General features: G+C 73.5%; 20 protein-coding genes and 2 pseudogenes. 9 read left to right on the top strand and 13 right to left on the bottom strand.

Annotated elements, in window-relative coordinates; all coding sequences use genetic code 11:
• Positions 1 to 36 precede the first annotated feature (36 nt).
• Positions 37 to 1275 carry an aromatic acid exporter family protein gene (locus tag ACGFIR_RS17225; RefSeq protein ID WP_392999374.1) on the top strand — a complete coding sequence of 413 codons (1239 nt, stop codon included), beginning with the start codon at positions 37 to 39 and terminating at the stop codon, positions 1273 to 1275.
• Positions 1276 to 1295: 20 nt separating this feature from the next.
• On the opposite strand, the gene ACGFIR_RS17230 is transcribed toward ACGFIR_RS17225, so the two are convergent.
• A complete protein-coding gene (locus ACGFIR_RS17230) occupies positions 1296 to 2687 on the bottom strand; it encodes a PLP-dependent aminotransferase family protein (protein WP_392998089.1) in 1392 nt (463 codons plus the stop codon).
• Between ACGFIR_RS17230 and ACGFIR_RS17235 the strand changes: the two genes are divergently transcribed.
• Complete coding sequence (locus ACGFIR_RS17235; protein WP_393145953.1) at positions 2686 to 3624, top strand: DMT family transporter; 939 nt, start codon at positions 2686 to 2688, stop codon at positions 3622 to 3624. The two genes, ACGFIR_RS17230 and ACGFIR_RS17235, sit on opposite strands and share 2 nt — an antisense overlap.
• 63 nt (positions 3625 to 3687) lie before the next feature.
• Positions 3688 to 5136, top strand: coding sequence for a PrsW family intramembrane metalloprotease (locus tag ACGFIR_RS17240; RefSeq protein WP_393145955.1), 1449 nt, complete (start codon positions 3688 to 3690; stop codon positions 5134 to 5136).
• 64 nt (positions 5137 to 5200) lie between these two features.
• Here the strand turns inward: ACGFIR_RS17240 and ACGFIR_RS17245 are convergent, their stop codons facing one another.
• Together ACGFIR_RS17245 and ACGFIR_RS17250 are read right to left on the bottom strand one after the other, a co-directional pair.
• Positions 5201 to 5368: a hypothetical protein gene (locus tag ACGFIR_RS17245; protein ID WP_165947924.1), complete on the bottom strand. Its 168-nt coding sequence runs from the start codon at positions 5366 to 5368 to the stop codon at positions 5201 to 5203.
• 98 nt (positions 5369 to 5466) lie between these two features.
• Positions 5467 to 5805: a co-chaperone GroES gene (locus ACGFIR_RS17250; protein WP_088998164.1), complete on the bottom strand. Its 339-nt coding sequence runs from the start codon at positions 5803 to 5805 to the stop codon at positions 5467 to 5469.
• 88 nt (positions 5806 to 5893) lie between these two features.
• On the opposite strand from ACGFIR_RS17250, the gene ACGFIR_RS17255 reads away from it, so the two are divergent.
• Positions 5894 to 7261, top strand: a complete 1368-nt coding sequence (locus ACGFIR_RS17255; RefSeq protein ID WP_392998092.1) for an AI-2E family transporter — start codon at positions 5894 to 5896, stop codon at positions 7259 to 7261.
• Between the two features lie 5 nt (positions 7262 to 7266).
• On the opposite strand, the pseudogene ACGFIR_RS17260 reads toward ACGFIR_RS17255, so the two are convergent.
• Positions 7267 to 7962, bottom strand: a pseudogene (locus tag ACGFIR_RS17260) (ATP-dependent DNA helicase); the annotation flags it as partial.
• Positions 7963 to 8091: 129 nt separating this feature from the next.
• Positions 8092 to 9554 (bottom strand): annotated as a pseudogene (locus ACGFIR_RS17265) (ATP-dependent DNA helicase); the annotation flags it as partial.
• Positions 9555 to 9579: 25 nt separating this feature from the next.
• On the opposite strand from ACGFIR_RS17265, the gene ACGFIR_RS17270 reads away from it, so the two are divergent.
• Complete coding sequence (locus tag ACGFIR_RS17270) at positions 9580 to 10086, top strand: DUF402 domain-containing protein (protein WP_392998094.1); 507 nt, start codon at positions 9580 to 9582, stop codon at positions 10084 to 10086.
• Positions 10087 to 10135: 49 nt separating this feature from the next.
• Here the strand turns inward: ACGFIR_RS17270 and sigJ are convergent, their stop codons facing one another.
• The gene (gene sigJ / locus ACGFIR_RS17275; RefSeq protein ID WP_393146590.1) at positions 10136 to 11092 is read right to left on the bottom strand and encodes an RNA polymerase sigma factor SigJ; all 957 of its coding nucleotides are present in this window, start codon (positions 11090 to 11092) and stop codon (positions 10136 to 10138) included.
• Positions 11093 to 11448: 356 nt separating this feature from the next.
• On the opposite strand from sigJ, the gene ACGFIR_RS17280 reads away from it, so the two are divergent.
• The 3 genes from ACGFIR_RS17280 to ACGFIR_RS17290 all read left to right on the top strand — a co-directional run bounded on the left by ACGFIR_RS17280 (position 11449) and on the right by ACGFIR_RS17290 (position 14262).
• Positions 11449 to 12483, top strand: coding sequence for a PPK2 family polyphosphate kinase (locus ACGFIR_RS17280; protein ID WP_393145956.1), 1035 nt, complete (start codon positions 11449 to 11451; stop codon positions 12481 to 12483).
• A gap of 143 nt (positions 12484 to 12626) precedes the next feature.
• The gene (locus tag ACGFIR_RS17285; RefSeq protein ID WP_088998168.1) at positions 12627 to 13253 is read left to right on the top strand and encodes a DUF47 domain-containing protein; all 627 of its coding nucleotides are present in this window, start codon (positions 12627 to 12629) and stop codon (positions 13251 to 13253) included.
• A 4-nt stretch (positions 13254 to 13257) separates the two neighbouring features.
• Positions 13258 to 14262 carry an anion permease gene (locus ACGFIR_RS17290; RefSeq protein ID WP_392998096.1) on the top strand — a complete coding sequence of 335 codons (1005 nt, stop codon included), beginning with the start codon at positions 13258 to 13260 and terminating at the stop codon, positions 14260 to 14262.
• 78 nt (positions 14263 to 14340) lie between these two features.
• On the opposite strand, the gene ACGFIR_RS17295 is transcribed toward ACGFIR_RS17290, so the two are convergent.
• Positions 14341 to 15309: a Gfo/Idh/MocA family protein gene (locus tag ACGFIR_RS17295; protein WP_393145958.1), complete on the bottom strand. Its 969-nt coding sequence runs from the start codon at positions 15307 to 15309 to the stop codon at positions 14341 to 14343.
• A 71-nt stretch (positions 15310 to 15380) separates the two neighbouring features.
• Here ACGFIR_RS17295 and ACGFIR_RS17300 point away from each other — a divergent pair, with 71 nt between their 5' ends.
• Entirely contained in the window at positions 15381 to 16214 is an 834-nt protein-coding gene (locus tag ACGFIR_RS17300) for an NUDIX domain-containing protein (protein ID WP_393145960.1), read from the top strand.
• A gap of 73 nt (positions 16215 to 16287) precedes the next feature.
• On the opposite strand, the gene ACGFIR_RS17305 is transcribed toward ACGFIR_RS17300, so the two are convergent.
• The 6 genes from ACGFIR_RS17305 to mshD all read right to left on the bottom strand — a co-directional run bounded on the left by ACGFIR_RS17305 (position 16288) and on the right by mshD (position 22170).
• Positions 16288 to 16701 carry a VOC family protein gene (locus ACGFIR_RS17305; RefSeq protein ID WP_393145962.1) on the bottom strand — a complete coding sequence of 138 codons (414 nt, stop codon included), beginning with the start codon at positions 16699 to 16701 and terminating at the stop codon, positions 16288 to 16290.
• Positions 16702 to 16851: 150 nt separating this feature from the next.
• Positions 16852 to 17628 (bottom strand): phosphate ABC transporter ATP-binding protein PstB, encoded by a 777-nt coding sequence (pstB, locus tag ACGFIR_RS17310; protein ID WP_393145964.1) that lies wholly within the window; start codon positions 17626 to 17628, stop codon positions 16852 to 16854.
• Positions 17629 to 17648: 20 nt separating this feature from the next.
• Positions 17649 to 18737, bottom strand: coding sequence for a phosphate ABC transporter permease PstA (pstA, locus tag ACGFIR_RS17315; RefSeq protein ID WP_392998101.1), 1089 nt, complete (start codon positions 18735 to 18737; stop codon positions 17649 to 17651).
• Positions 18734 to 19825 carry a phosphate ABC transporter permease subunit PstC gene (gene pstC / locus ACGFIR_RS17320; RefSeq protein WP_392998102.1) on the bottom strand — a complete coding sequence of 364 codons (1092 nt, stop codon included), beginning with the start codon at positions 19823 to 19825 and terminating at the stop codon, positions 18734 to 18736. The genes pstA and pstC overlap by 4 nt, the downstream gene beginning before the upstream one ends.
• A 50-nt stretch (positions 19826 to 19875) precedes the next feature.
• Positions 19876 to 20979 carry a phosphate ABC transporter substrate-binding protein PstS gene (gene pstS / locus ACGFIR_RS17325; RefSeq protein WP_393145966.1) on the bottom strand — a complete coding sequence of 368 codons (1104 nt, stop codon included), beginning with the start codon at positions 20977 to 20979 and terminating at the stop codon, positions 19876 to 19878.
• Between the two features lie 264 nt (positions 20980 to 21243).
• Positions 21244 to 22170 carry a mycothiol synthase gene (gene mshD / locus ACGFIR_RS17330; RefSeq protein ID WP_393145968.1) on the bottom strand — a complete coding sequence of 309 codons (927 nt, stop codon included), beginning with the start codon at positions 22168 to 22170 and terminating at the stop codon, positions 21244 to 21246.
• Between the last annotated feature and the right edge of the window lie 93 nt (positions 22171 to 22263).

Raw genomic sequence — 22263 nt, forward strand, 5'->3', positions numbered from 1 at the left:
CCCGCCATGGCAGTGGCCCGGGACCGTCGACCCTCACTGGTGCGACGCGCCGTCCTGGGTGACCGGGCAAAGGAGGTCGAGGGGGAGCACCAGCTCGCCCAGACCATCGCGATCCTGCGGGAACGCGGCAGGACGGCCCTGCACGACCGCCTGCACCGGCTGCGGATGGCGATGGGCCTCGCCGTGCAGGCGGGTCTCGCCGCCGGGCTGTCCTGGCTGGCGGCGCACGAACTGCTCGGCAACCCGCAGCCGGTCTTCGCGCCGATCTCGGCGGTCGGTACCCTCGCCGCCTCGGTCGGCCAGCGGTTTCGCCGTACGGTGGAGCTGATCGTCGGGGTGGCGGTCGGGGTCGCCGTCGGCGACTTCCTCATCTACCTGCTCGGCACCGGCCCGTGGCAGCTCGGTCTCGTGGTCACCCTGGCCATCATGCTGACCATCTTCGCCGGCGCCAGCGTGGCCATCGTCATCCAGGCGGCGGCCACGGCGGTGCTGATCGTGACGCTCAGCCCGTCGACCGAGAACCTGGAGATCCCCCGGTTCATCGACGCGTTCGTCGGCGGGGGCATCGCGCTGCTGGTCACCGCGATCCTGCTACCGCTCAATCCGCTGCGGGTCATCAACCGGGCCGCCCGGCCCGCCCTCGACCTGCTCGCCGACCAGTTGGACAGCACCGCGAACGCCCTGCGGGACCGGGACCGGGACCAGGCACAGGAGGCCCTGGACCGGCTCCGCAACAACCAGGAGGAGCTGTCCGCCTTCACGGAGGCGATCGAGGGGGCGAAGGAGACCGCGCTGCTCTCACCGGCCCGGTGGCACCGGCGCGACGAGCTCACCTACTACGCCGAGGCCGCCGGCCCGGTCGACCGGGCGATGCGCAACGCCGGCACGCTGACCCGGCGGGCGGTCACCCTGATCGAGGACGAGGAGCCGATCCCGGAGATGATGCCCGACGCGGTGGCCCACCTCGCCGAGTCGGTGCGCCTGCTCAAGCACGAGTTCGCCGTCGGGGAGGAGCCGAAGCGGGCGCGGGAGCGGATGCTGCGCGCGGTCGGCGAGGCCGGCCATGCGTATGCCGAGGGGGTCGGCTTCTCCGGCAGCGTGGTGCTCGCGCAGGTGCGCACCACCGCCAGCGACCTGATGGTGGCCTCCGGCCTCAGCCAGGAGGACGCCAACCGCGGGGTCCGGCAGTCCTTCGGCGACCAGGAACGGCTGTACGGGCAGAAGGAGCGGGGAGATCCACAGCCGAAGCCGCCCACCAACCCGCCGCTCGGCTGAGCCGTACGCCGGCGCCCCGCTCAGTCCCGCAGGGCGCGGGCGAGGCGGCGGACGGCCTCGTCCATGAGGTCGGGCGGGGCGGCGGCATAGGTGAGGCGCAGGTGGGGGGCCGGGGGTTCGGCGGCGTACCAGGGGCGGCCGGGGAAGACGACGACACCCTCGGCGGCTGCGGCGCCAGCCACCGCCACGTCGTCGGTGCCCTCGGGCAGGCGGACCCAGAGGTGCATGCCGCCACGCGGGACCGGCTGCCGGGCGAGTTCCGGGAGCTGCCGGCGGAGCGCGCTCAGCAGCGCCTCGCGGCGGGCCCGCAGCGCCGTACGCAGGTCGCGGCGGTGGCGGGCCCAGGCCGGGGCGGTGACGAACTCGAGCGTGGCCTGTTGCAGCGGGCCGGCGACGAAGAAGTCGTCGAGCAGCCGGGCGGCCCGCAGCCGGACGCCGGCCGGACCGCGCGCGCCCATGGCGGCGACGCGCAGCCCCGGGGCGGTCGACTTGGTCAGCGAGCGCAGGTAGACGACGTGCCCGTCCGGGTCGTCGGCGGCCAGCGGTGGCGGGGCCTGGCCGTCGATGACGAGGTCGCGGGCGTAGTCGTCCTCGATCAGGAAGGCCCCGGCGTCGCGTACGGCCTCGGCGACCTCGGCCCGGCGGTGAGCTGCCAGGGTCGCGCCGTGCGGGTTGGCGTACAGCGGTTGGCAGTAGAACAGCCGGGCGCCGGTACGGGCGAACGCGGCGGCGAGCTGGTCCGGCCGTACCCCGTCGGCGTCGGCGGGGACGGGCACCACCCGTAGGCCGGTGGCCCGGGCGGCGGCCAGCGCGCCCAGGTAGGTCGGCGACTCGACGAGCAGGGTGTCCCCGGGGGCGGCGAGTGCCCGCAGCGCGGACGACAGCGCCGCCTGACCGCCCGGGCAGATCACCATGTCCTCGGCGCGCAGCCCGGCCCCGGCCTCGCGGGCGAACCAGGCGCGCAGGTCCTCGCGCCCCTCCGCAGGCCCGCGCTGCCAGGACGCGGGCTGCCGGGCGGCGCGGGTGATCGCGGCACCGAGCGCGGCGGCGGGTTGGAGCTCCGCGCCCAGGTAGCCGCCGGACAGCGGGATCGCCCCGGCGGGCGGTAACGCCAGCAACGCCTGCATCTCGTCCTCGCCGGGTCGACGGGGGCCGAGCGCCACGGTCTGCCAGGACAGGTCGGGGGCGCGCCACTCGCGGGGCGGGGCGGCCACGAAGGTGCCCCGGCCGGACCGTGTCTCGATCAGTCCCTGGGCCACGAGCTGCCGGATGGCCTCGGCGACGGTGACCGGCGAGGCGTGGTGCCGGGCGGTCAGCTCGCGTACCGAGGGCAGCCGCGTGCCGGGCTCCGCGACGGCCACCAGCCCGCGGAGATCTTGGATGACGCGGTCGGCTGCGTTACCGTCATTCATGACGGATAACAGTAGCGCTACTGTCAGGATCACGGTAACGGCGGACCGTACGGTCGGTCTCGCCCTCGGCGCGCTGGGTGTGCTCGCCTTCAGCATGTCGCTGCCCGCCACCCGCGTCGCCGTGCAGCAGTTGGATCCGTGGTTCGTCGCCTTCGGTCGGGCCGTCGGCGCGGCGCTGCTCGCGTGGGCCTACCTGCGACTCACCGCCGCCCCGCGTCCCACCCGCGCACAGTGGCGGCGGCTGGTGATCGTCGCCCTCGGCGTGGTCGTCGGTTTCCCGCTGTTCACCTCGCTGGCGCTCATGACCCAGACCTCCGCGCACGGCGCGGTCGTCATCGCCGTGCTGCCCGCCATGACGGCCGTGTTCGCGGTGCTGCGGGCCGGCGAGCGACCGCCGCCGCTGTTCTGGGTCGCGAGCATCGGCGGGCTGCTGGCGGTGCTCGGCTTCCTCGCGGTCAGCGGGGCGGTGGGCGCGGCCCTCTCCGCGCCCGACCTTTTCCTGCTCGCGGCCGTGGTGCTCTGCGGCCTGGGGTACGCCGAGGGCGGCGCGCTCGCCCGCGAGCTGGGCGGTGCCCGGACGATCTGCTGGGCGTTGCTGCTCTCGCTGCCGGTCACCGTGCCTGTCATGGTCGTCGCCGCGGTGGCCGCCCCGCCGCGCGCCGATGCCGTCGCCTGGTCGGCGTTCGGCTACCTCACCGCGGTCTCCATGTTCCTGGGCTTCTTCGCCTGGTACGCGGGCCTGGCCCGGGGCGGCGTCGCGCAGGTCGGCCAGATCCAGCTCGCGCAGCCGGTGCTCACCCTGCTCTGGTCGGCGCTGCTGCTCGGCGAGGCCGTCACCCCCGGCTCGATCGCGGCGGCCGTGGCGGTGCTGGCGTGCGTGGTGCTGACGCAGCGCACCAGGGCCGGCGCGCCGGTGCCCGTGGCGGGCAGGCCGTGACGCCGCACGAGCCGCCGGGCCGTGCGGCCGGACCAGCCGGCCCGGGATGGCTACGCTGACCGCATGGCAGACATCCCGCCCGGCGCGCCCCTGCCGTCGCCGACCGCGCCCGCCGCCCCGCCACCCGGCGGCGCCGGGCCCCGGATGCCGCTGCGTCGGCTGGGGTGGCGTCGGGCCCTGGTGCTGGCCGGCACCGTCCTGTTCATCGCGGCGTGCGCGCTGTTCATGGTCTTCACCCTGGGCGAGAACCTCGGCGTCGAGGCGCTGCTGATCGGCCTGGTCGCCGCGATCCTCCCGGTCCCGGTGCTGGTGGGCTGTTTCCTCTGGCTGGACCGCTACGAGCCGGAACCCCTCAAGTACCTGATCTTCTGCTTCGCCTGGGGCGCGTTCGTCTCCACCGCGGCCTCGCTGACCGTCAACGAGTTCTCCGCCGGGCTCTTCGCCGACTGGGGGCTGCCGACCGCGCTGACCGCGGTGCTGGTCGCGCCGTTCATCGAGGAGTTGACCAAGGCCCTCGCGCCGATCCTGCTGCTGATCTTCCGCCGCCGGGAGATCTCCGGGATCACCGACGCCCTGGTCTACTGCGGGCTCTCCGCGATCGGCTTCGCCATGGTGGAGAACATCCTCTACCTGGGTGGCTACGGCTACGCCAGCGGCGTCGAGCGGTACGGGCCGGCGACCGGCACCCAGCAGGTCATCGCCATCTTCATCGTCCGGATCCTGCTCTTCGGCTTCGCCCACCCGCTCTTCACCTCCATGACCGGGGTGGGGCTGGGCATCGCCGCGCGCGCCGCCAGCCGGTGGGTCAGGGTGCTCGCCCCGCTGGCCGGCCTGCTGCTGGCGATGATGCTGCACGGCCTGTGGAACCTGCTGCCGACGCTCACCCAGGCCACCGGCCAGACGTTGATCATGCTGTACGGCTTCATCGGCGTGATGGTGCCGGTCTTCTTCGCGATGGTCGGGCTCGCCCTGTGGCTGCGGGCCTGGGAGGGGCGGCTCACCGAGCGGACGCTGCCCGACTACGTGCGGGCGGGCTGGCTCACCCCGCCGGAGGTGGCCGCGCTGAGCAGCCTGGGTCGGCGGCACGCGGCCCGGGTGTGGGCCAAGCGGGTGGCCGGCGACGGCGGGCTGCGGGCGATGCGCGGCTACCAGTTCGCGGCGACCCGGCTCGCGCTGCTGCGCGACGGCGTACTGCGCGGGCTGGACCGGCGACCGGTGGACCGGGAGCGCTCCGCGCGGGAGGAACGGGAGCTGCTGGAGGCGATCGGCGCGTACCGGTCGTTCTTCGTGGGCCGGGACCCGCAGGCGCCGGCGGGGATCTGGGACGGGCACCGCTACCACCTGCGCTTCCCCGACGGCACGCAGCGGTCGGTCGAGGCGCCGGACGAGCCCGTGGTGCCGATCCCGGTGGTGCTCGTCCCGTCGCCGCCCCCGGCGTACCCGCCCGGTTTCGGCCCGCCCGGCTGGTACGGGCAGCGTCCGCCGGCGCCGTGGCCGCCCGGTCACTCCTGACCCCGGCCCGCCCGGCCGCTCCTGAGCAGAGGACCGGGGCCGCCCGCGAGGTCGGCCCCGGTCGTCAGGTCATCAGGCTGGTGAGGAAGTCGCCGAGGCCCTGCGCCATCGCCATCAGTCCCGCCCCGATCGCCTTGAACATCTCCGCCGCGCCCTCCGGCCGGAAGGCCATGAAGTAGATCAGGAACGCGACGCTCCCCCAGAGCAGAATCTTCTTCACGAGTACCGGCATCGTCCCTCCCCAGGGCCGGTGGTGCGGCTGGCTTCCCGGCCGGGGGCGACGCAAACGGCACCGACGCCCTCATCCGGGCGGGTGCGGCGGGGGTGGGCTCAGAGGTAGAGGCCGGTGGAGTCGTTCTCGACCCGCTCGGCGGCCACGGCGTGCACGTCGCGTTCGCGCAGCAGCACGTACCCACGGCCGTGCAACTCGACCTCCGAACGGTCGTCCGGGTCGAAGAGGACCCGATCGCCCGAGACGATGGCGCGTACGTTCGGCCCCACCCCCACGGCGGTGGCCCAGGCGAGGCGCTTGCCCACGGCGGCGGTCGCCGGGATCACGATGCCGGCGGTCGAGCGTCGCTCACCCTCGCTGCCCTCCATCCGCACGAGCACGCGGTCGTGCAGCAGACGGATCGGCAGCCCGGAGTCGAGATTCTGGTCGGCGGTCACGCCGAAACGCTACCGTGTCCCGGTCGGCCTGCCACGGGGCGGTTACGCGCCAGGGGCAGGGGGCAATGTGTGGCGGACCTGCCCTACGGTGGCGTCGTCGGACATATCCTGTCCGCCCATTGGCACGGGTGGGCCGGTTTCACGCCAGGAGGTGCGCTTGAGCCGCTTCGAGCAGGTGCGCGGACGGCTCCGTCGCGCGTACGAGTCGGGCCGGCAGGCGGCGCGCGCACGGCGGGCGGCGACGGCCGACGGTCCCGAGGCGGCCGGCGTGGCCTCGCCGACATCCCCCGGGCCGGTCGCGGCGCCGTCCGCGACCGTGGTCGGCGCCCCGCCGCCCGGCGCGATGCACAACTCCACCGCCAGCCGCGACGACGCCGACGTGCCGCACGCGTTGCGGATCGCCGCCGCGTGGTCGTGGCGGCTGATCGTGATCGGCGTCGTCGCCTGGGCGCTGCTGAAGATCGTCGGCACCGTCCGGATCGTGGTCATCCCGCTGGCCGTGGCGCTGCTGCTCTCGGCGCTGCTCGCGCCGGCGGTCGGCTGGCTGCTGCGGGCCCGCTTCCCCCGGTCCCTGGCGACGGCGGTGGTGCTGGTGGGCGGCCTGGCCGCGGTGATCGGCACGCTGACCCTGGTGGTGAACGAGTTCATCCAGGGCGTGCCGGAGCTGAGCAAGAAGTCCTCGGAGGGCGTCCGGCAGATCCAGGACTGGCTGAAGACCGGCCCGCTGCACCTCTCCGACGGCCAACTCGACAGGTACATCGAGGAAGGCCAGAAGTGGATCAACAACAACACCGAGCGGTTCACCAGCGGCGCCCTCTCCACGGCCGCCACGCTGGCTGAGGTGCTGACCGGCACGCTGCTGGTGCTCTTCGCCACCTTCTTCTTCCTGCGCGACGGCAACAAGATCTGGCGCTTCCTGGTCCGGCTGCTGCCGGTGGCCGCCCGCTGGAAGGTCGACGACGCCGGGCGGGCGTCCTGGGCGACGCTGGTCGCCTACGTCCGGGCGACCGTGCTGGTCGCCTTCATCGACGCGGTCGGCATCGGTGTCTTCCTGGTCATCTTCGACATCCCGTTCGCCTTCCCGCTCGCCGCGCTGGTCTTCCTCGGGGCGTTCATCCCGATCGTCGGTGCGACCCTGTCGGGCGTCGTCGCGGTCCTGGTCGCGCTCGTCGACAGCGGCCTGGTGACCGCGCTGATCATCCTCGGCGTGGTGGTCGGGGTGCAGCAGGTGGAGGGGCACCTCCTCCAGCCGCTGATCATGGGTCGGGCGGTGGCCATCCACCCGCTCGCGGTCATCATCGGCATCGCGGCCGGCGTAGTGCTCGCCGGGATCACCGGAGCGCTGGTCTCCGTGCCGCTGATCGCCGTGCTCAACACGGCCGTCCGCCGGCTCGCCGCCCGTACCGTGCCGGACACCCCGCCCGACGCGGTCGTGGTGGCCTCCCAGGCTCCCTGACGGCGTCAGGAGCTGGCGAGGCGTTCGAGGGCGCCCCGGGCGACCTCCGGCCGGGTGGTGTACCAGAACGGCGGCAGGGACCGGCGCAGGAACCCCCCGTAGCCCCGGGCGGTCTCCAGGCGCGAGTCGAGCACCGCCACCACGCCCCTGTCGCCCGTCGACCGGATCAGCCGCCCCACCCCCTGGGCCAGCCGGATCGCGGCGATCGGCACGCTGACGGCCGCGAAACCCGACCCGCCGCCGGCGTCCACCGCGGCGGCCCGCGCCGCCGCCAACGGCTCGTCGGGCCGGGGGAAGGGCAGCCGGTCGATGACCACCAGCTGGCAGGAGTCGCCCGGCACGTCGACCCCCTGCCAGAGCGACATCACCCCGAACAGGCAGCTGGACTTCTCCTCCCGGAACCGGCGTACCAGCAGCGGGAGCGCCTCCTCGCCCTGGAGCAGGACCGGCAGGTCGGTCCGCGCGCGCAGCAGCTCCGCCGCCTGCTGCGCGGCCCGTCGGGAGGAGAAGAGGCCGAGCGTACGCCCGCCGAGCGCGCCGACCAGCGCGAGCAACTCCTCGCCAGCCGCGTCGGGCAACCCGGAGACGCTGGGCCGGGGCAGGTGCGCGGCGACGTACAGGATGCCCTGCCGGGGGTAGTCGAACGGCGAGCCGACGTCGAGGGAGCGCCAGCCCGGCCCCGAGGTCGCCGGTGCTCCGGCCGTGCCGGTCGCCGTGCCGCCGTCGGCCGATCCGGTGCCGACCGTCGGTCCGGTGCCGACCGCCGATCCGGTACGCCCGGCGGAGCGGGCGGCCAGGGCGGCGGCGGCCGGTGACGGCGGGTCGGCCGGGGGCGCCTCCAGGCCCAGCGCCCGGGCCACCGTGTCGAACCGGCCGCCCAGCGTCAGCGTCGCCGAGGTGGCGACGACGGTGCGCTCGTCGTACAGGTGGGTGGCGAGCGTGCCGGCGACCGAGAGCGGCGCGACCACCAGCGCCCGGCGACCGGTGTTGTCGTTCTTCTCCACCCAGGCCACGTCGTGGTCGGCCTCCTCCAGCAGCCGCTGCGCGGTGGCCGAGAGCTCGTCGAGCACCGCCTTGGCCTGCTGCTTGCGCACCGGGTCCGGGTCGTCGGACTTGACCTCGCCGATCGCGTCGAGCGCCGCCCTGGTGGCCGCGTCGAGCAGGGTGCACGCCTCGCGCAGCGCGGACGGCAGCCCCGAGGTGATCCGCCCGGCCGGCGCCTCGGCCAGCCCGACGGCCAGGGCGTCGCCGGCCGCGGTCAGCGACTCGGCAATGTCCGGCCGCAGCAGCGGGCGGGCCCGCTTCGCCGAGCGGTCGATCAGCTCCGGCACCAGCTCGGCCTGGGCGGCGGAGGAGACCCGGTCGGCCAGCTCGTGCGCCTCGTCGACGATGAGCAGCTTGTGCGGCGGCACGATGTGCCGGCCGGCGAGCATGTCCACCGCGAGCAGGCTGTGGTTGGTGACCACGATGTCGGCCTCCCGGGCGCGGGCCCGGGACGCCTCGGCGAAGCACTCCGCGCCGAACGGGCAGCGGGACGCGCCGACGCACTCCCGGGCCGGCATGGAGACCAGCCGCCAGGCCTGGTCGTCGACGCCCGGGTCCAGCTCGTCCCGGTCCCCGGTGTCGGTCTTCTCCGCCCAGTCGCGCAGCCGCTGGATCTGCTTGCCGAGCCGCCCCGCCTCGCCGAGCCACTTCGTGCCGCCGCCGGGGCGTGCCGCCGGGGCGTCGAAGAGGGTGTCCTCCGGCTCGTCCTCTGTGGAGTTGTCCAGCCGGGCCAGGCAGAGGTAGTGGTGCCGTCCCTTCAGCACCGCGAAGGTGGGCCGCCGGCCGAGCACCGGCTCCACGGCGTCGGCGAGCCGCGGCAGGTCGTGGTCGACCAGTTGGGACTGCAACGCCAGGGTCGCCGTGGAGACCACGACCGGGCCGTCCACCGTCAGCGCGGGGGTCAGGTAGGCCAGCGACTTGCCGGTGCCCGTGCCGGCCTGCACCAGCAGGTGTTCCCGCTCCTGCACGCACTCCTCGATGGCCGTCGCCATCTGCTGCTGACCGGGACGCGCCGCCCCGCCCGGCACCGCGCCGACCGCGGCGGCGAGCAGCTCGGCGCCGCTCGGCCGGGCGCCGCGTCGCCGTCCTGCGGTGCGGGACGAGGGGGCGGCGGAACCGGTGGCGAGGCGCGGAGTCACCGTGCGACGGTACCCGCCGTCCCCGACACCGGCCGCGCCGATCCGGACGTGGCGTCGTCACGGTACGGTCTCCGCCGACCGCGTCCGGTTACTTCCGTGCGGCGACGGATGGGCGATATCGGTTAGGGTGCGATCATGCCGAGCGACGTGGTCCGTGTGATCTACCGCAAGTACGACGGCAGCGCCCACCGCGACTACCCGGCCCGCCGCCTCGCCGAGGACGACCTCGGCGTCTGGCTCGGCGTGACCGAGGGCACGAAGTCCGTCTACCATGGCCGGCCGTCGGTCGAGCGGATCCCGTTCGTCCTGCTGGTGCCGCACCGCGCCTGGTGGACCGGCATGTTCAACCCGCCGCCCCGGACCAGCGAGGTCTACTGCGACATCGCCAGCCCGGCCCGCTGGGAGGACGCCGACACGGTCCACCTCATCGACCTCGATCTCGACGTGGTGCGCCGCCGGGCCACCGGGTTGGTGGAGCTGCGCGACGAGGACGAGTTCGCCGAGCACCGGGCCCGCTTCGGCTACCCGGACGACGTCGTGACGCAGGCCGAGGCGGCGGCCCGGTGGCTGCTCGACGCGCTGGGCGACGGCACCGAACCGTTCGCCACGTCGTACCGGAAGTGGCTGGCCCTGGTGGTCTGACCCGCCGGAGGTCCGCCACCCCGCCCGGGGCGTCACCCCACCCGGGCTGTCACCAGTGCGGCGGCCAACCGTCCCCGGCCGCCAGCGGCGGCAGGTCGCCCAGCTTCTCCGGGTTGAGCTGCTGGAAGATCCCGGTCACCCGACCGCCGTCCACCGCGAGGGCGGCGACCACCCGCAGCCGGCGGCCGTCCGGACGCGGGCTCTCCAGGTGCAGGCCCTCCACGCCGTCCACCAGCACCCGGCGGGCGCACAGCGTGCCGTCGTACCGGCCCGCCCGGGCGAACACGCCCAGGACGAAACGGGCCACCGCGTCGGCACCGCGCACCGGGCGCCGGGCCGCGGGGAAGTGACCGCCGCTGTCGCTGATGGCGACCACGTCGGGGGCGAGCACCCGCACCAGCGCGCCCAGGTCGCCCGACTCGACGGCGGTCACGAAGGCGGCGAGCACCTGCCGCTGCTCGACCGCGTCGGCGGTGTGCCGGGGCGCGTCGGGCGCGTGCACCGCCCGGCGGGCCCGGGAGGCGAGTTGGCGGGCGGCGGCGTCTGTCGTGCCCAGCACCTCGGCGACCCGGGAGAACGGCACGGCGAATACGTCGTGCAGCACGAAGGCGACGCGCTGCTCCGGTGCGAGCCGCTCCAGCACCACCAGCAGGGCGCTGCCGACCTGATCGGCGCGGACCGCCCGCTCGGCGGGGTCGGGCGCGAAGCCGTCGGCTCGCGGGCCCTGGTCGAGCGGCGTCACGACGGGCTCCGGCAGCCACTGGCCGGGGTACGCCTCCCGCCGTACCCGCGCCGAGCGGAGCACGTCGAGGCAGATCCGGGCGCAGATGGTGGTGAGCCAGGCGCCGAGTTGCCGGATCTCGGCGCGGGCCGCCGGATCGGCCAGCGCGCCGGCGTACCGCAGCCAGGTCTCCTGCACGGCGTCCTCCGCCTCGCTGCGGCTGCCGAGGATCCGCTGGGCCACCGCCAGCAGCCGCCCCCGCTCGGCCTCGAACTCCGCCACCATCTCCCGCACGCTGCCCGCCTCCCCGCTCCCCGCCGCCGACTGCCCCCACCGCCCGCGATTCTCGCTCCCCGCCCCAAGCCTGCCGTCGATCATGCAGTTGTGGTGCCCCGCGTAACGGGCGAGGTAGCGGATTTCGCCCACCATAAGTGCATGATCGCCGGGCCGGGCCGGGGCGGGGCCGGCCGGGGTGGGGCGGGGTGGGGTGGGGTGGGCGCCGGGCGGGGCGCGGGGACGGTTGGCGGGCGGGTGGGGTGGGTTTGGGTGATGATCCGGGGATGCGAGAGGTCGAGGGGAGCGGCGTGGGCCGCAGTGCCGTGGGTCGGTCCGGCGGTGTCGTGGGGCCGGTCGGAGGGACGATGCGGGAGCTGCTTCGGGTGGCGCCCGGCGGGGCGGTCGATCTCGGGGCGGTCGATCCCCGGTCGACGCCCGGGCTGCCCGGGCCGGAGGTGACCGGCCCGCAGCGCAAGGAGTGGGCCCGTGGCCAGGTCACGCTGATCGGTGCGGAACTGGGCCGGCAACAGGAGATGCTCTTCGCCGACGCCAAGGCCCGGCAGTCGGGGCGACCGGCCGCTGCGGCCACCGGCGTGGCGGGGCCGGCTGGTGGTGCCGACCGGGCCGGTGCGGGGGGCGGCGTGGCGGGGCCGGCTTTTGGTGCCGACCTGGCCGGTGCGACCACCGGCGTGGACGGGCCGGCTGGTGGTGCCGACCTGGCCGGTGCGGCGGGTGGGCGTCGCGTGCTGCTGGTGCTCCAGGCGATGGACTGCGGCGGCAAGGACGGCACCATCAAGCGCGTGGCCGGCGCGATGAACCCGCTGGGCCTGCACGTCCGTTCGTTCGGTCCGCCGACCCCGGAGGAGCTGCGGCACGACTTCCTGTGGCGGATCCGCCGCGCGCTGCCGCCGCCCGGGTACGTCGGGGTGTTCAACCGCTCACACTACGAGGACGTGCTCGTGGCGCGGGTCGAGTCGCTGGTGCCCGAATCGATCTGGCGGGCCAGGTACGACGAGATCAACGCGTTCGAGCGGGAGCAGGTCGACGCCGGGGTGGCCCTGGTGAAGGTGTTTCTGCACATCTCGTACGCCGAGCAGGGTCGGCGGCTGCTGGAGCGGCTGGACGAGCCGCGCAAGCACTGGAAGTACGACCCCTCGGACGTCGACGCCCGTGCCCGCTGGGACGACTACCAGGCCGCGTACGCCGAGGCCCTGAGCCGGTGCGGCACGGACGCCGCGCCCTGGTACGTCGTGCCGGCGGACCGCAAGTGGTACCGCGACTGGGCCGTGGCGCACCTGCTGCGTGAGACGTTCGACACTCTTGATCTCGGGTATCCGCCTGCCGGCTTCGACGTCCGGCGCGAACGGGAGCGGCTACTGGGACCCGAGAGAACGTCGTAGGTGAACGGCGGGTGAACGACTGGTGAATGTGGCCCGACCTGGGGGAGGCCGCCGACTTCCCGCTCTCGCCGTTTTCTAGCATTCCCAGGCGGGCACCCTCCGGGCGACCGTCACCCTTCCACCGACACGACGAGGTCCGTGCTGTGAAGTTTTCCTTCCGCCCGAACGAGGGCGCCTTCTACGAGCTCTTCACCAGGGCCGCGCAGAACCTGGTGAAGGGCACCGAGCTGCTCAACGAGCTGGCGCTCCCCGGGGTGGAGGTGCAGTCGGTCAGCGAGCGGCTCACCGAGGTGGAGCACGACAGCGACCAGATCACCCACGAGCTGTACAAGAAGATCAACTCCACCTTCATCACGCCGTTCGACCGGGAGGACATCTACCGGCTCGGGTCGCTGCTCGACGACGTGATGGACCACCTCGAAGCGGTCGGAAACCTCCTCTACCTCTACGGCCTGACCAAGCTCCCCTCGCTGCCCCGCGAGATGCACGAGATGGTCAACGTCCTGGACGCGCAGGCGAAGCTGACCGCCGACGCGATGCCCCGCCTCAAGTCGATGAAGGATCTCGAGGACTACTGGATCGAGTGCAACCGGCTGGAGAACGACGGCGACCAGGTGTACCGGATGCTGCTGGTCCGCCTCTTCTCCGGCGAGTACGACGCGCTGACCGTGCTGAAGATGAAGGAGGTGGCCGACGAGCTGGAGGCCGCCTGCGACGCCTTCGAGCACGTGGCCAACACCGTCGAGACCATCGCGGTCAAGGAGTCCTGATCCTGTGAGTCCCGAACTCATCGCCGTGCTGGCGGTGATCGCGGTGGCGTTGGCCTTCGACTACACCAACGGCTTCCACGACGCCGCCAACGCGATCGCGACCAGCATCTCCACCCGGGCGCTCACCCCCCGGGTGGCCCTGGCCATGGCGGCGGTCGGCAACTTCATCGGCGCCCACTTCGGCGCCGAGGTGGCCAAGACCGTCGGTAGCGGCCTGGTGAAGCTGCCCACCGGGCAGGCCAGCCTCGGCATCGTCTTCGCCGGCGTGATCGGTGCGATCGTCTGGAACCTGGTCACCTGGTACTTCGGCCTGCCGTCGTCCTCGTCGCACGCGCTGATCGGCGGCCTGGTCGGCGCGACCGTGGCCGCGTCCGGCACGGTGCTCTGGACCGGCATCGGGGAGAGCGTGATCATCCCGATGGTCCTCTCGCCGATGGTCGGCTTCGTGCTCGGCTACATCGTCATGATCGCCGTGCAGTGGATCTTCCGGAAGGGGCACCCGGGCCGGCTCAACCGTGGCTTCCGCTGGGCGCAGACCGCGTCCGCCGCCGCCATGTCGGTCGGCCACGGCATGCAGGACGCCGCGAAGACCATCGGCATCGTGGTGCTCGCCCTCTACGTCGGCGGCTACCAGGACGACCCCAGCTTCATCCCGGAGTGGGCGTTCTGGACCTCGGCCGCCGTGCTGGCCGCCGGCACGTACGCCGGTGGGTGGCGGATCATCCGGACGCTGGGTCGGAAGATCATCGACCTGAAGCCGCCGGAGGGCTTCGCCGCCGAGACCGTCGCCAGCGGGGTGCTCTACTTCAACGCGCTGGTCCTCGGCGCGCCGATCTCGACGACCCACACGATCACCTCGGCGATCATGGGCGTCGGCGCCACCAAGCGGCTCTCCGCCGTCCGGTGGGGCGTGGCCGGCAACATCGTTGGCGCGTGGATCCTCACCTTCCCGGCTGCCGGCTCGATCGGCGCCCTGATGTACTTCCTGGTCCGCCCCCTCTTCGGCTGAGTTGCAGGGGAAGGGGCACCTCGCTCGCTGAGGCGCAGGGGAAGGGGCACCTCGCTCGGCGAGGTGCCCCTTCCTCCGTCAGGAGTAGTCGACGCCGATCTGGGCGCGGATCCCGTCGAGCAGCGCCATCACCTCCAGCGTGGCGGAGTGCGGGACCAGAGGGCTCTCCCGCAGGCCCTCGGCGAGGCAGCGCTGGACCTCGGCGGCCTCGTACTGGTAGCCGCCGCCGACCAGCTCGTCGGTGATCGTCTCCGGCTCGGCGCCGGCCCGGTGCAGGGTCGCCGAGCCGGGGCGGAAGAACGGCTCCGGCAGGTCGATCCGGCCGGTGGTGCCGGTGACCGAGGCGACCAGCGGGGTCGCCCCGACCATGCCGCAGCTCAGCGTGGCGACCGCGCCCGAGTCGTACCCGAGGACGATCCCGGTGTTCTCGTCCACCCCCTCGGGGCTCAGCCTCGCCCAGGAGCGGACGTGATCGGGCACGCCGAGCAGCAGGTGGGCCAGGCTGACCGGATAGACGCCGAGGTCGAGCAGGGCGCCGCCGCCGAGGGTGCGGGCCCGCATCCGGTGCTCCGGCGGGAACGGCCCGGCCACCCCGAAGTCGGCCCGGACGCTGGTCACCGTGCCGATCGCGCCGTCGGCGACCAGCCCGCAGAGCCGGCGTACGAGCGGGTTGGTCCGCATCCACATGGCCTCCATCAGGAAGACCCCGGCCGCGCGGGCGGTGTCGACCAGCTCGACGCTGGTCGCCAGGTCGAGGGTGAACGGCTTCTCCAGCAGCACCGCCCGGCCGGCCGCGAGGCAGGTCATGGCCGCCTCGTGGTGCGCGGCGTGCGGGGTGGCGACGTAGACGACGTCCAACTCGTCGTCCGCGGCCAGCTCCGCCCAGGAGGCGTACGCCCGGGGCACCCCGTGCCGGGCCGCGAACCGCTGCGCGCTCTCGGCGGTCCGCGAGCCGACCGCCGCGAGTTCGGCGCCCGGCACCAGGCGCAGATCCTCGGCGAAGCGGGCGGCGATGTGGCCGGTGGCCAGGATCCCCCATCGAGTCATGCCGGCCACGCTAGCGAAGATCACCGGGCGGCGGCGGGGGCGATCCACCCGTCGGGAACTAGGCTCGACGCATGACGATCGACGCCGACGGCTTCCCCGCACCCCCGGCGCTCGTGGCGCACGCCCGCCGCTTCCGCGCCGAGGGTGCCACCCCGGCGGTACCCCGGGTCGCGGCCACCGTGCTGCTGCTCCGGCCCGCCGGCGACGACTTCGAGGTCTACCTGATCCGCCGGGTCGCCGCGATGGCCTTCGGCGGCATGTACGCCTTCCCCGGTGGCGGCGTCGACCCGTCGGACTCGCAGGCGCACCTGGACTGGGCCGGCCCGACCCCGGCCGGGTGGGGCGAGCGGCTGGGGCTGACCCCGGAGGCCGCCCAGGCGGTCGTCTGCGCCGCCGCCCGCGAGGTGTTCGAGGAGGCGGGGGTCCTGCTCGCCGGCCCCGACGCCGACACGGTCGTGGGCGACGTGAGCGGTGACGACTGGGAGGCCGACCGGGTGGCGCTGGAGCAGCGCCGGGTCGGCTTCGCCGACCTGCTCGCCCGGCGCGGGCTCACCCTCCGGTCGGACCTGCTGTTGCCGTGGAGCCGCTGGATCACGCCGGAGTTCGAGCCGCGCCGCTTCGACACGTACTTCTTCGTGGCCCTGCTGCCCGAGGGGCAGCGGACCCGGGACGTCTCCGGCGAGGCCGACCACACCCTCTGGGTCCGCCCGGCGGACGCCGTGGCGCGGGCGGAGGCGGGCGAGCTGACCATGCTCCCGCCCACCCTGATGAACCTGGCCCAGGTGGCGGTCGGCGGCGACCTGCCGGGTGTCGCCCGTGCCTCGGCCACCCGGGACGCCGCCACGCCCGTCACCCCCCGCCTCGACCTGCCGGAGACCGGCGAGCCGCGGTTCGTACTGGGCTGACCGTGCCCGCCCGGTGCGCGGCTCTGGCGCACCCGGGGTGTGCTTCCCCGCTCCTGCGCCCGGGGCGGCGACGCTAGGCCACGAAGACGCAGAACGGGTGACCGGACGGGTCGGCGAAGACGTACAGGGGCTCGTCGGGGTCGTCGGTCCGGTCGAGCAGGAGTTTCGCGCCCAGGGCCTCCGCCCGCGTACGCTGCCTCTCCAGCTCGGACGTGTCCGGGACCGTGAGGTCGAGGTGCAACTGCATCGGCACGTCGTGCCGGGGCCAGGTGGTCCGAGGCAGGCGGTCGACGAGCTGGAAGGCGAGCTGGGCCGCTCCGTCGGAGTCTCTGAGCACGAGCCAGTCGGGCTCGTCGGCCGTCCCGTCCGTCGGTGGTTCGTCGCCGGGCCGGTACCGCAGCCCGAGCAGTTCCCGGTAGAACTCGGCGAGTTCCCGTGGGTTCGTGCTGTCGAGCACGGTGTGCAGCAACCGGGGATATCCAGACATGCCCGTCCTCCGCAGCGACCGGTGGGCGTTTCCCGATCCGACCCTAGGGCAGATCCTCCGGTGCTGCCGGGTCTGGCACAGCGGGGGCGCGGGAGAGGAAGGACCCCTGCCCCGCAGGAGAGCGGAAGAAGGGGTCCACCGCCTCGCGGGTCAGCCGAAGCGGCCGGTGATGTAGTCCTCGGTCTTCTTCACGCCGGGGTTGCTGAAGATCTTCTGGGTGTTGTCGTACTCGATGAGGCGGCCCGGGTCGCCGGTCTTCTCGATCGAGAAGAAGGCCGTCCGGTCCGAGACGCGCGCGGCCTGCTGCATGTTGTGCGTGACGATGATGATCGTGAACTTGTCCTTGAGCTGGAACATCAGGTCCTCGATGGCCAGCGTGGAGATCGGGTCGAGCGCCGAGCAGGGCTCGTCCATCAGCACCACCTGCGGCTCGACGGCGATGGTCCGGGCGATGCAGAGCCGCTGCTGCTGACCGCCGGAGAGGCCGGCGCCGGGCTTGCCGAGCCGGTCCTTCACCTCGTCCCAGAGGTTGGCCGAGCGGAGCGCCCGCTCGGCCGCCTCGTCCAGGATCGACTTGCGGCGTACGCCGTTGAGCCGCAGCCCGGCCACCACGTTCTCGAAGATGCTCATCGTGGGGAACGGGTTCGGCCGCTGGAAGACCATGCCGATCATGCGCCGGACGGCGGTGACGTCCACGTCCCGGTCGTAGATGTCCTGGTCGTCGATGGTGAGGCTGCCCTCGACCCGGGCCCCGGGGAGCACCTCGTGCATCCGGTTGATCGACCGCAGGAAGGTGGACTTGCCGCAGCCGGACGGGCCGATCAGGGCGGTCACCGTCTTCGGCTCGACGGTCAGGTTGATGTTCTCGATCGCCTTGAAGGCGCCGTAGTAGGCGGAGACGTTCTCCGCCTCGATGCGCTTGGCCATGGTGGTGGTACCTCCGGGGTTCATCGGCCGAGCCGGTTGCGACGGGCCAGCAGCTTCGCCGCGACGGTCAGGATCAGCACGAGGGCGACCAGGGTGAGTGCCGCGGTCCACGCCCGCGCCGGCGCGTACCGGGAGGCGTCGCCGGCCTGCTGGTAGACGAAGAGGGCCAGCGACGACTGGTTGTTCTCGAACGGGTTGAAGTTGATCGCCGCGCCGCCGCCGGCGACGAGCAGCACCGGGGCGGTCTCGCCGGCCGCGCGGGCGATGGCGAGCATGACGCCGGTGACGATGCCCGGCAGCGCGGTCGGCAGCACGACCCGCAGGATGGTCTTCCACTTCGGCACGCCGAGGGCGTACGCCCCCTCGCGCAGCGGCGCCGGGACGAGACGCAGCATCTCCTCGGTGGAGCGGACCACGGTGGGCAGCATCAGCACGCTCAGCGCCAGCGCGGCGGCGAAGCCGGAGAAGCTGGGCCGCCCGTCGTTGAACCACGGCGAGACGATCAGCACCCAGAACGCCAGCACGAAGAGGCCGGCGACGATCGACGGGACGCCCGTCATCACGTCGACGAAGAACCGGATCGCGGCGGCGAACCGGCCCCGGCCGTACTCGACGACGTAGATCGCGCAGAGGATGCCGAGCGGGACGGTGATCAGGGCGGCGATGCCGACCTGCTGGAGCGTGCCGACGATCGCGTGGTACGCGCCGCCGTTCGGGTCCCGCGCGCCGATGTTGTTCATCGAGGTGAGGAAGAAGTCGCCGTCCAGGCGCTCGACGCCCTTGCTGACCAGCGTCCAGACCACCGAGGCCAGCGGCAGTACGGCCAGCACGAACGCCGAGTGGATCAGCGCGCTCCAGGTGCGGTTGCGGGCCGAGCGCCGCCCCTCGACGCGGTTCGCGGCGGCGAAGAGCCCGCCCAGGTAGAGCAGCGCGCCGAGCACCACGACCAGCACCGGGCCACCGGTGCCGGTGCCGTACACGAACGCGGCGGCGACCAGCAGCGCGGCTGCCGCGACGGCCGGCGCGGCGTACCTCGGCAGGCGCCGGGCCTTGAGGGTGGGCGGCTGCGCGGGCGGACGGGTGCGCTGCGAGGTGACGGTGGTGGTCATGCGGCCGACTCCGTGAACTCCCGGCGGCGGTGGATGATCGCCCGCGCCGTGATGTTGACGATCAGCGTGATGGCGAAGAGCACCAGGCCCGAGGCGATCAGCGCGCCCCGACCCGTGCCGTTCGCCTCGCCGAACGTGTTGGCGATGTTGGCGGCGATGGTGTTGCCGCCGCTCTCGACGAGATTGAACGAGATGTCGAAGGTGATGCCGAGGGTCATCGCCAGGGCGATGGTCTCGCCGAGCGCGCGGCCGAGGCCGAGCATCACGGCGGCGACGATGCCGGGCCGGCCGTACGGCAGCACCGCGGTGCGGATCATCTCCCAGCGGGTGGCGCCGAGGGCGAGGGCGGCCTCCTCGTTGGCGGTCGGGGTCTGCGTGAACACCTCGCGGGAGAGCGAGGTGATGATCGGCAGCACCATGATCGCCAGGACCAGCGCGCCCAGCATGATCGACTTCCCGAAGGGGCCGTCGCCGCCGAAGATCGGGATCCAGCCGAAGTACGTGTTCAGCCAGGCGGAGAAGTCCCGTACCGGGTTGATGAAGACGTCGCGGCCCCAGAGGCCGAAGACCACGCTCGGCACGGCGGCCAGCAGGTCGATCAGGAAGCCCAGCGCGGTGCCGAACCGGCGCGGCGCGTAGTGGGACAGGTAGAGCGCGATGCCCAGCGCCACCGGCACCGCGATGAGCAGGGCCAGCGCGGAGCTGAGCACGGTCCCGAAGGCGAGCGCCCCGATGCCGAACTTCGGCTCCGCGTCGTTCGGGAACCAGCCCTCGAAGGTCCAGAAGCTTTCGGTGTTGGCCGCCAGCGCCGGCACCGCCTTGGCGACCAGGAAGACCGCGATCGCCGCGATGATGACCAGGACGGTGGTCCCGGCGCCCAGGGTGAGGGCGCGGAAGGCCCGTTCGGCGCCGAAGGCCCGGGCCCGGGGCAGCGCGCCGCCGCCGCCCAACCCGGCTCCGCCCGGCGTACGGGTGCTGACTGCTGCCTCGGCCGGACGCGCCGAGGCACCGGCGGGCCGGTCGTGACCGTCGGTCACGCTGGTCCCGCCGGTGCCGGCGTGGGCCGAGCGGTGAGGGGATTCACCCATCTGCTCACTCGCTTCGAGGTCGAGGTGGTGGCGGTGTCGGTGCGGTCGGCTCAGGCGATGTTGCTGACCGCGGCCTCGACCTTGGCGCGGACCGTCTCGGGCAGCGGGGCGTAGCCCAGCTCGGTCAGGTCGGCCTGACCCTCGGTGCTCGCGGCGTGGCCGAGGAAGCCCTTGAGCAGCGGGAGCTTGTCGGCGGCGAGGCCCTTGGCGCAGACGATCTCGTAGGTCACCAGGACGATCGGGTAGGCCCCGGCCTCCTTGGTGTTGTAGTCGATCTTCATCTTGAGGTCGTCGCCCTGGCCGACGACCTCGGCGCCGGCGATGGTCTTGCCGGCCGACTCGGCGGTCAGCTCGGCGAACTCGCCCGCGCCGTTGCCGACCTTGGCGGTCTTCAGGCCGCCGTTCTCCGCGTACGACCACTCGACGTAGCCGATGGTGCCGTCCTGGTTCTTGATGGCGCTGGCCATGCCGTCGGACTTCGCCGCGCCGGTGCCGCCCGGCGCCTTCCACTCCTTGGCCTTGCCGAAGGTCCAGTCGGCCGCGGCGGTCTTGGTGAGGAAGTCGGTGAAGTTGTCGGTGGTGCCGGAGGAGTCCGAGCGGTGCACCGCGTTGATGGCGGTCGACGGCAGCTTGGCGTCGGGGTTGTCGGCCTTGATCGCCGGGTCGTCCCACCTGGTCACCTTGCCGGCGAAGATCTTCGCCAGGGTGGCCGGCTTGAGCTGGAGGTTGTCCACGCCGGAGACGTTGTACGCGATGGCGACCGGGCCGATCACCATCGGCAGGTTGATCGCCGTGCCACCGACGCACTTGGCGTCGGCCTGCGGCTGCTCCTCCTCCTTGAGGGCGGAGTCCGAGCCGGCGAAGTCGGCGGTGCCGGCGATGAAGGCCTGGATGCCGGCGCCCGAGCCGGACGGCTCATAGTTGATCTTGGCGCCGGAGCACTTCTGCTGGTACGCCTTGATCCATTCGTCCATCGCGTTCTTCTGCGCCGACGAGCCCTGGGCGTTCAACGTTCCGGTGGCGCAGTCGGCGGTGGCCGACCCGGAGGTGGCGGCGCTGCTCGCGGGCTCGTTGTTGTCCGAGCCGCATGCGCTGAGAGCGAGCGTCGCGGTAAGAGCGAGGCAGGCGAGGGTGCCGTGCCGCTGGAGCTTCACCTGAGGGGTTTCCCTTCACGTCTGACTTCGCAACCCGGATTGGGGGCCCGGGGTGCCGGCGCTGACCGGCTGATCCAAAAGCTAGGAGCGCCAGGTAGCCGGTTCGCCGGTCGGAAGTGAACGTGGGGTGAACAGGTGCGGCAGTGCAGATGACCGCTCGCTGAGGGTGAGTTGTCCGTTAAGTGAACCCGGGTGCCCCACCCGGAGGTAGGGGCGTTCCCGGGCCGCGACGTCCCTTGCCGGAGGCCGCGGCCCGGGCCGCCGTCAGGCCGACTGGTAGTTGACGTGCGCCGACCAGCGGGCGAAGCCGAGCCGCTCGTAGAGCGCCACCGCGGCGGTGTTCGACTCGTCGACGTAGAGCATGACCCGGTCCAGGTCCCGCCGGTCCCGCAGGTACGCCAGGCCGGCGGCGGTCAGCGCCCGACCCAGCCCGCCCCGGTGGGCCGAGGGGTCCACGCCGAGGACGTAGACCTCGCCGATCCGGGCCGAGCCGGGTCGTTCGTGGACCTTGGTCCAGTGGAAGCCGAGCAGCCGGCCGGTGGACCCGTCGACGGCGAGCAGGAAGCCCTCCGGGTCGAACCACGGCTCGGCGAGGCGTACCCGCAGGTCGGCCAGGGACCAGCGACCCTGCTCGGGGTGCGTGGCGAAGGCCCGCGCGTTGAGCGCCAGCCACTCCTCGTCGTCGTCGCCGGGCCGGAACGGGCGCAGGGTCACCCCGTCCGGCAGCGGCTGGTCGGGGATCGGGGCGGTCAGCGGCCGGCGCAGCTGCCAGAGCACCCGGGCCCGGCGCAGACCCAGGTCGACGGCGAGCGCGGCGGCGGAGGGGTGATCGCCGTGCGCCCAGACCCGCAGCGGGCCGTCGGCCGCCGCCAGGACACCCCGGGCCAGCGCCCGTCCCGTCCCGCGCCGCCGGTACGCCGGGTGCACCACCAGCTCCACCCCGATCCCGCTGGCCGCGTCGGTGGTGTCCAGGTGCGCGTACCCGGTCAGCGTGCCGTCGTCCGCCCAGGCGGTCAGGTGCACCGCGGGCGCGTCCGGGTCGCGGAGCCGGAGCAGGACGTGCTCGTCGAACGGGTCCGCCCCGTCCGCGTCGCCGGCGGCCCGGGCGAGGGTCGTCACGTCGGCGATCTCCGTGGGGCTGAGGCGGTCGGCCCGGTCGACCCGGCCGTTGCTCGCTTCGGGGTTGCTCATGACGTCACCGTAGTCGGGTCGCCGCCCGGCGTCGTCGCGCTCGGCTCGGTGCCCGGCGCCGCCCTGACCGGCGTCAACGAGCGCGGTGACGGC

This window comes from Micromonospora sp. NPDC049051 (genome assembly GCF_043197575.1).
GTDB lineage: Bacteria > Actinomycetota > Actinomycetes > Mycobacteriales > Micromonosporaceae > Micromonospora.

What these genes read in the sequence shown, in the direction of transcription:
- ACGFIR_RS17235 (WP_393145953.1), top strand. Translation starts at nt 2,686, where the DNA reads ATGACGGATAACAGTAGCGCTACTGTCAGGATCACGGTAACGGCGGAC.
- ACGFIR_RS17230 (WP_392998089.1), bottom strand. Translation starts at nt 2,687, where the DNA reads ATGAATGACGGTAACGCAGCCGACCGCGTCATCCAAGATCTCCGCGGG.
- ACGFIR_RS17240 (WP_393145955.1), top strand. Translation starts at nt 3,688, where the DNA reads ATGGCAGACATCCCGCCCGGCGCGCCCCTGCCGTCGCCGACCGCGCCC.
- ACGFIR_RS17245 (WP_165947924.1), bottom strand. Translation starts at nt 5,368, where the DNA reads ATGCCGGTACTCGTGAAGAAGATTCTGCTCTGGGGGAGCGTCGCGTTC.
- ACGFIR_RS17270 (WP_392998094.1), top strand. Translation starts at nt 9,580, where the DNA reads ATGCCGAGCGACGTGGTCCGTGTGATCTACCGCAAGTACGACGGCAGC.
- sigJ (WP_393146590.1), bottom strand. Translation starts at nt 11,092, where the DNA reads ATGGTGGCGGAGTTCGAGGCCGAGCGGGGGCGGCTGCTGGCGGTGGCC.
- ACGFIR_RS17280 (WP_393145956.1), top strand. Translation starts at nt 11,449, where the DNA reads ATGCGGGAGCTGCTTCGGGTGGCGCCCGGCGGGGCGGTCGATCTCGGG.
- ACGFIR_RS17295 (WP_393145958.1), bottom strand. Translation starts at nt 15,309, where the DNA reads ATGACTCGATGGGGGATCCTGGCCACCGGCCACATCGCCGCCCGCTTC.
- ACGFIR_RS17300 (WP_393145960.1), top strand. Translation starts at nt 15,381, where the DNA reads ATGACGATCGACGCCGACGGCTTCCCCGCACCCCCGGCGCTCGTGGCG.
- ACGFIR_RS17305 (WP_393145962.1), bottom strand. Translation starts at nt 16,701, where the DNA reads ATGTCTGGATATCCCCGGTTGCTGCACACCGTGCTCGACAGCACGAAC.
- pstB (WP_393145964.1), bottom strand. Translation starts at nt 17,628, where the DNA reads ATGGCCAAGCGCATCGAGGCGGAGAACGTCTCCGCCTACTACGGCGCC.
- pstA (WP_392998101.1), bottom strand. Translation starts at nt 18,737, where the DNA reads ATGACCACCACCGTCACCTCGCAGCGCACCCGTCCGCCCGCGCAGCCG.
- pstC (WP_392998102.1), bottom strand. Translation starts at nt 19,825, where the DNA reads ATGGGTGAATCCCCTCACCGCTCGGCCCACGCCGGCACCGGCGGGACC.
- mshD (WP_393145968.1), bottom strand. Translation starts at nt 22,170, where the DNA reads ATGAGCAACCCCGAAGCGAGCAACGGCCGGGTCGACCGGGCCGACCGC.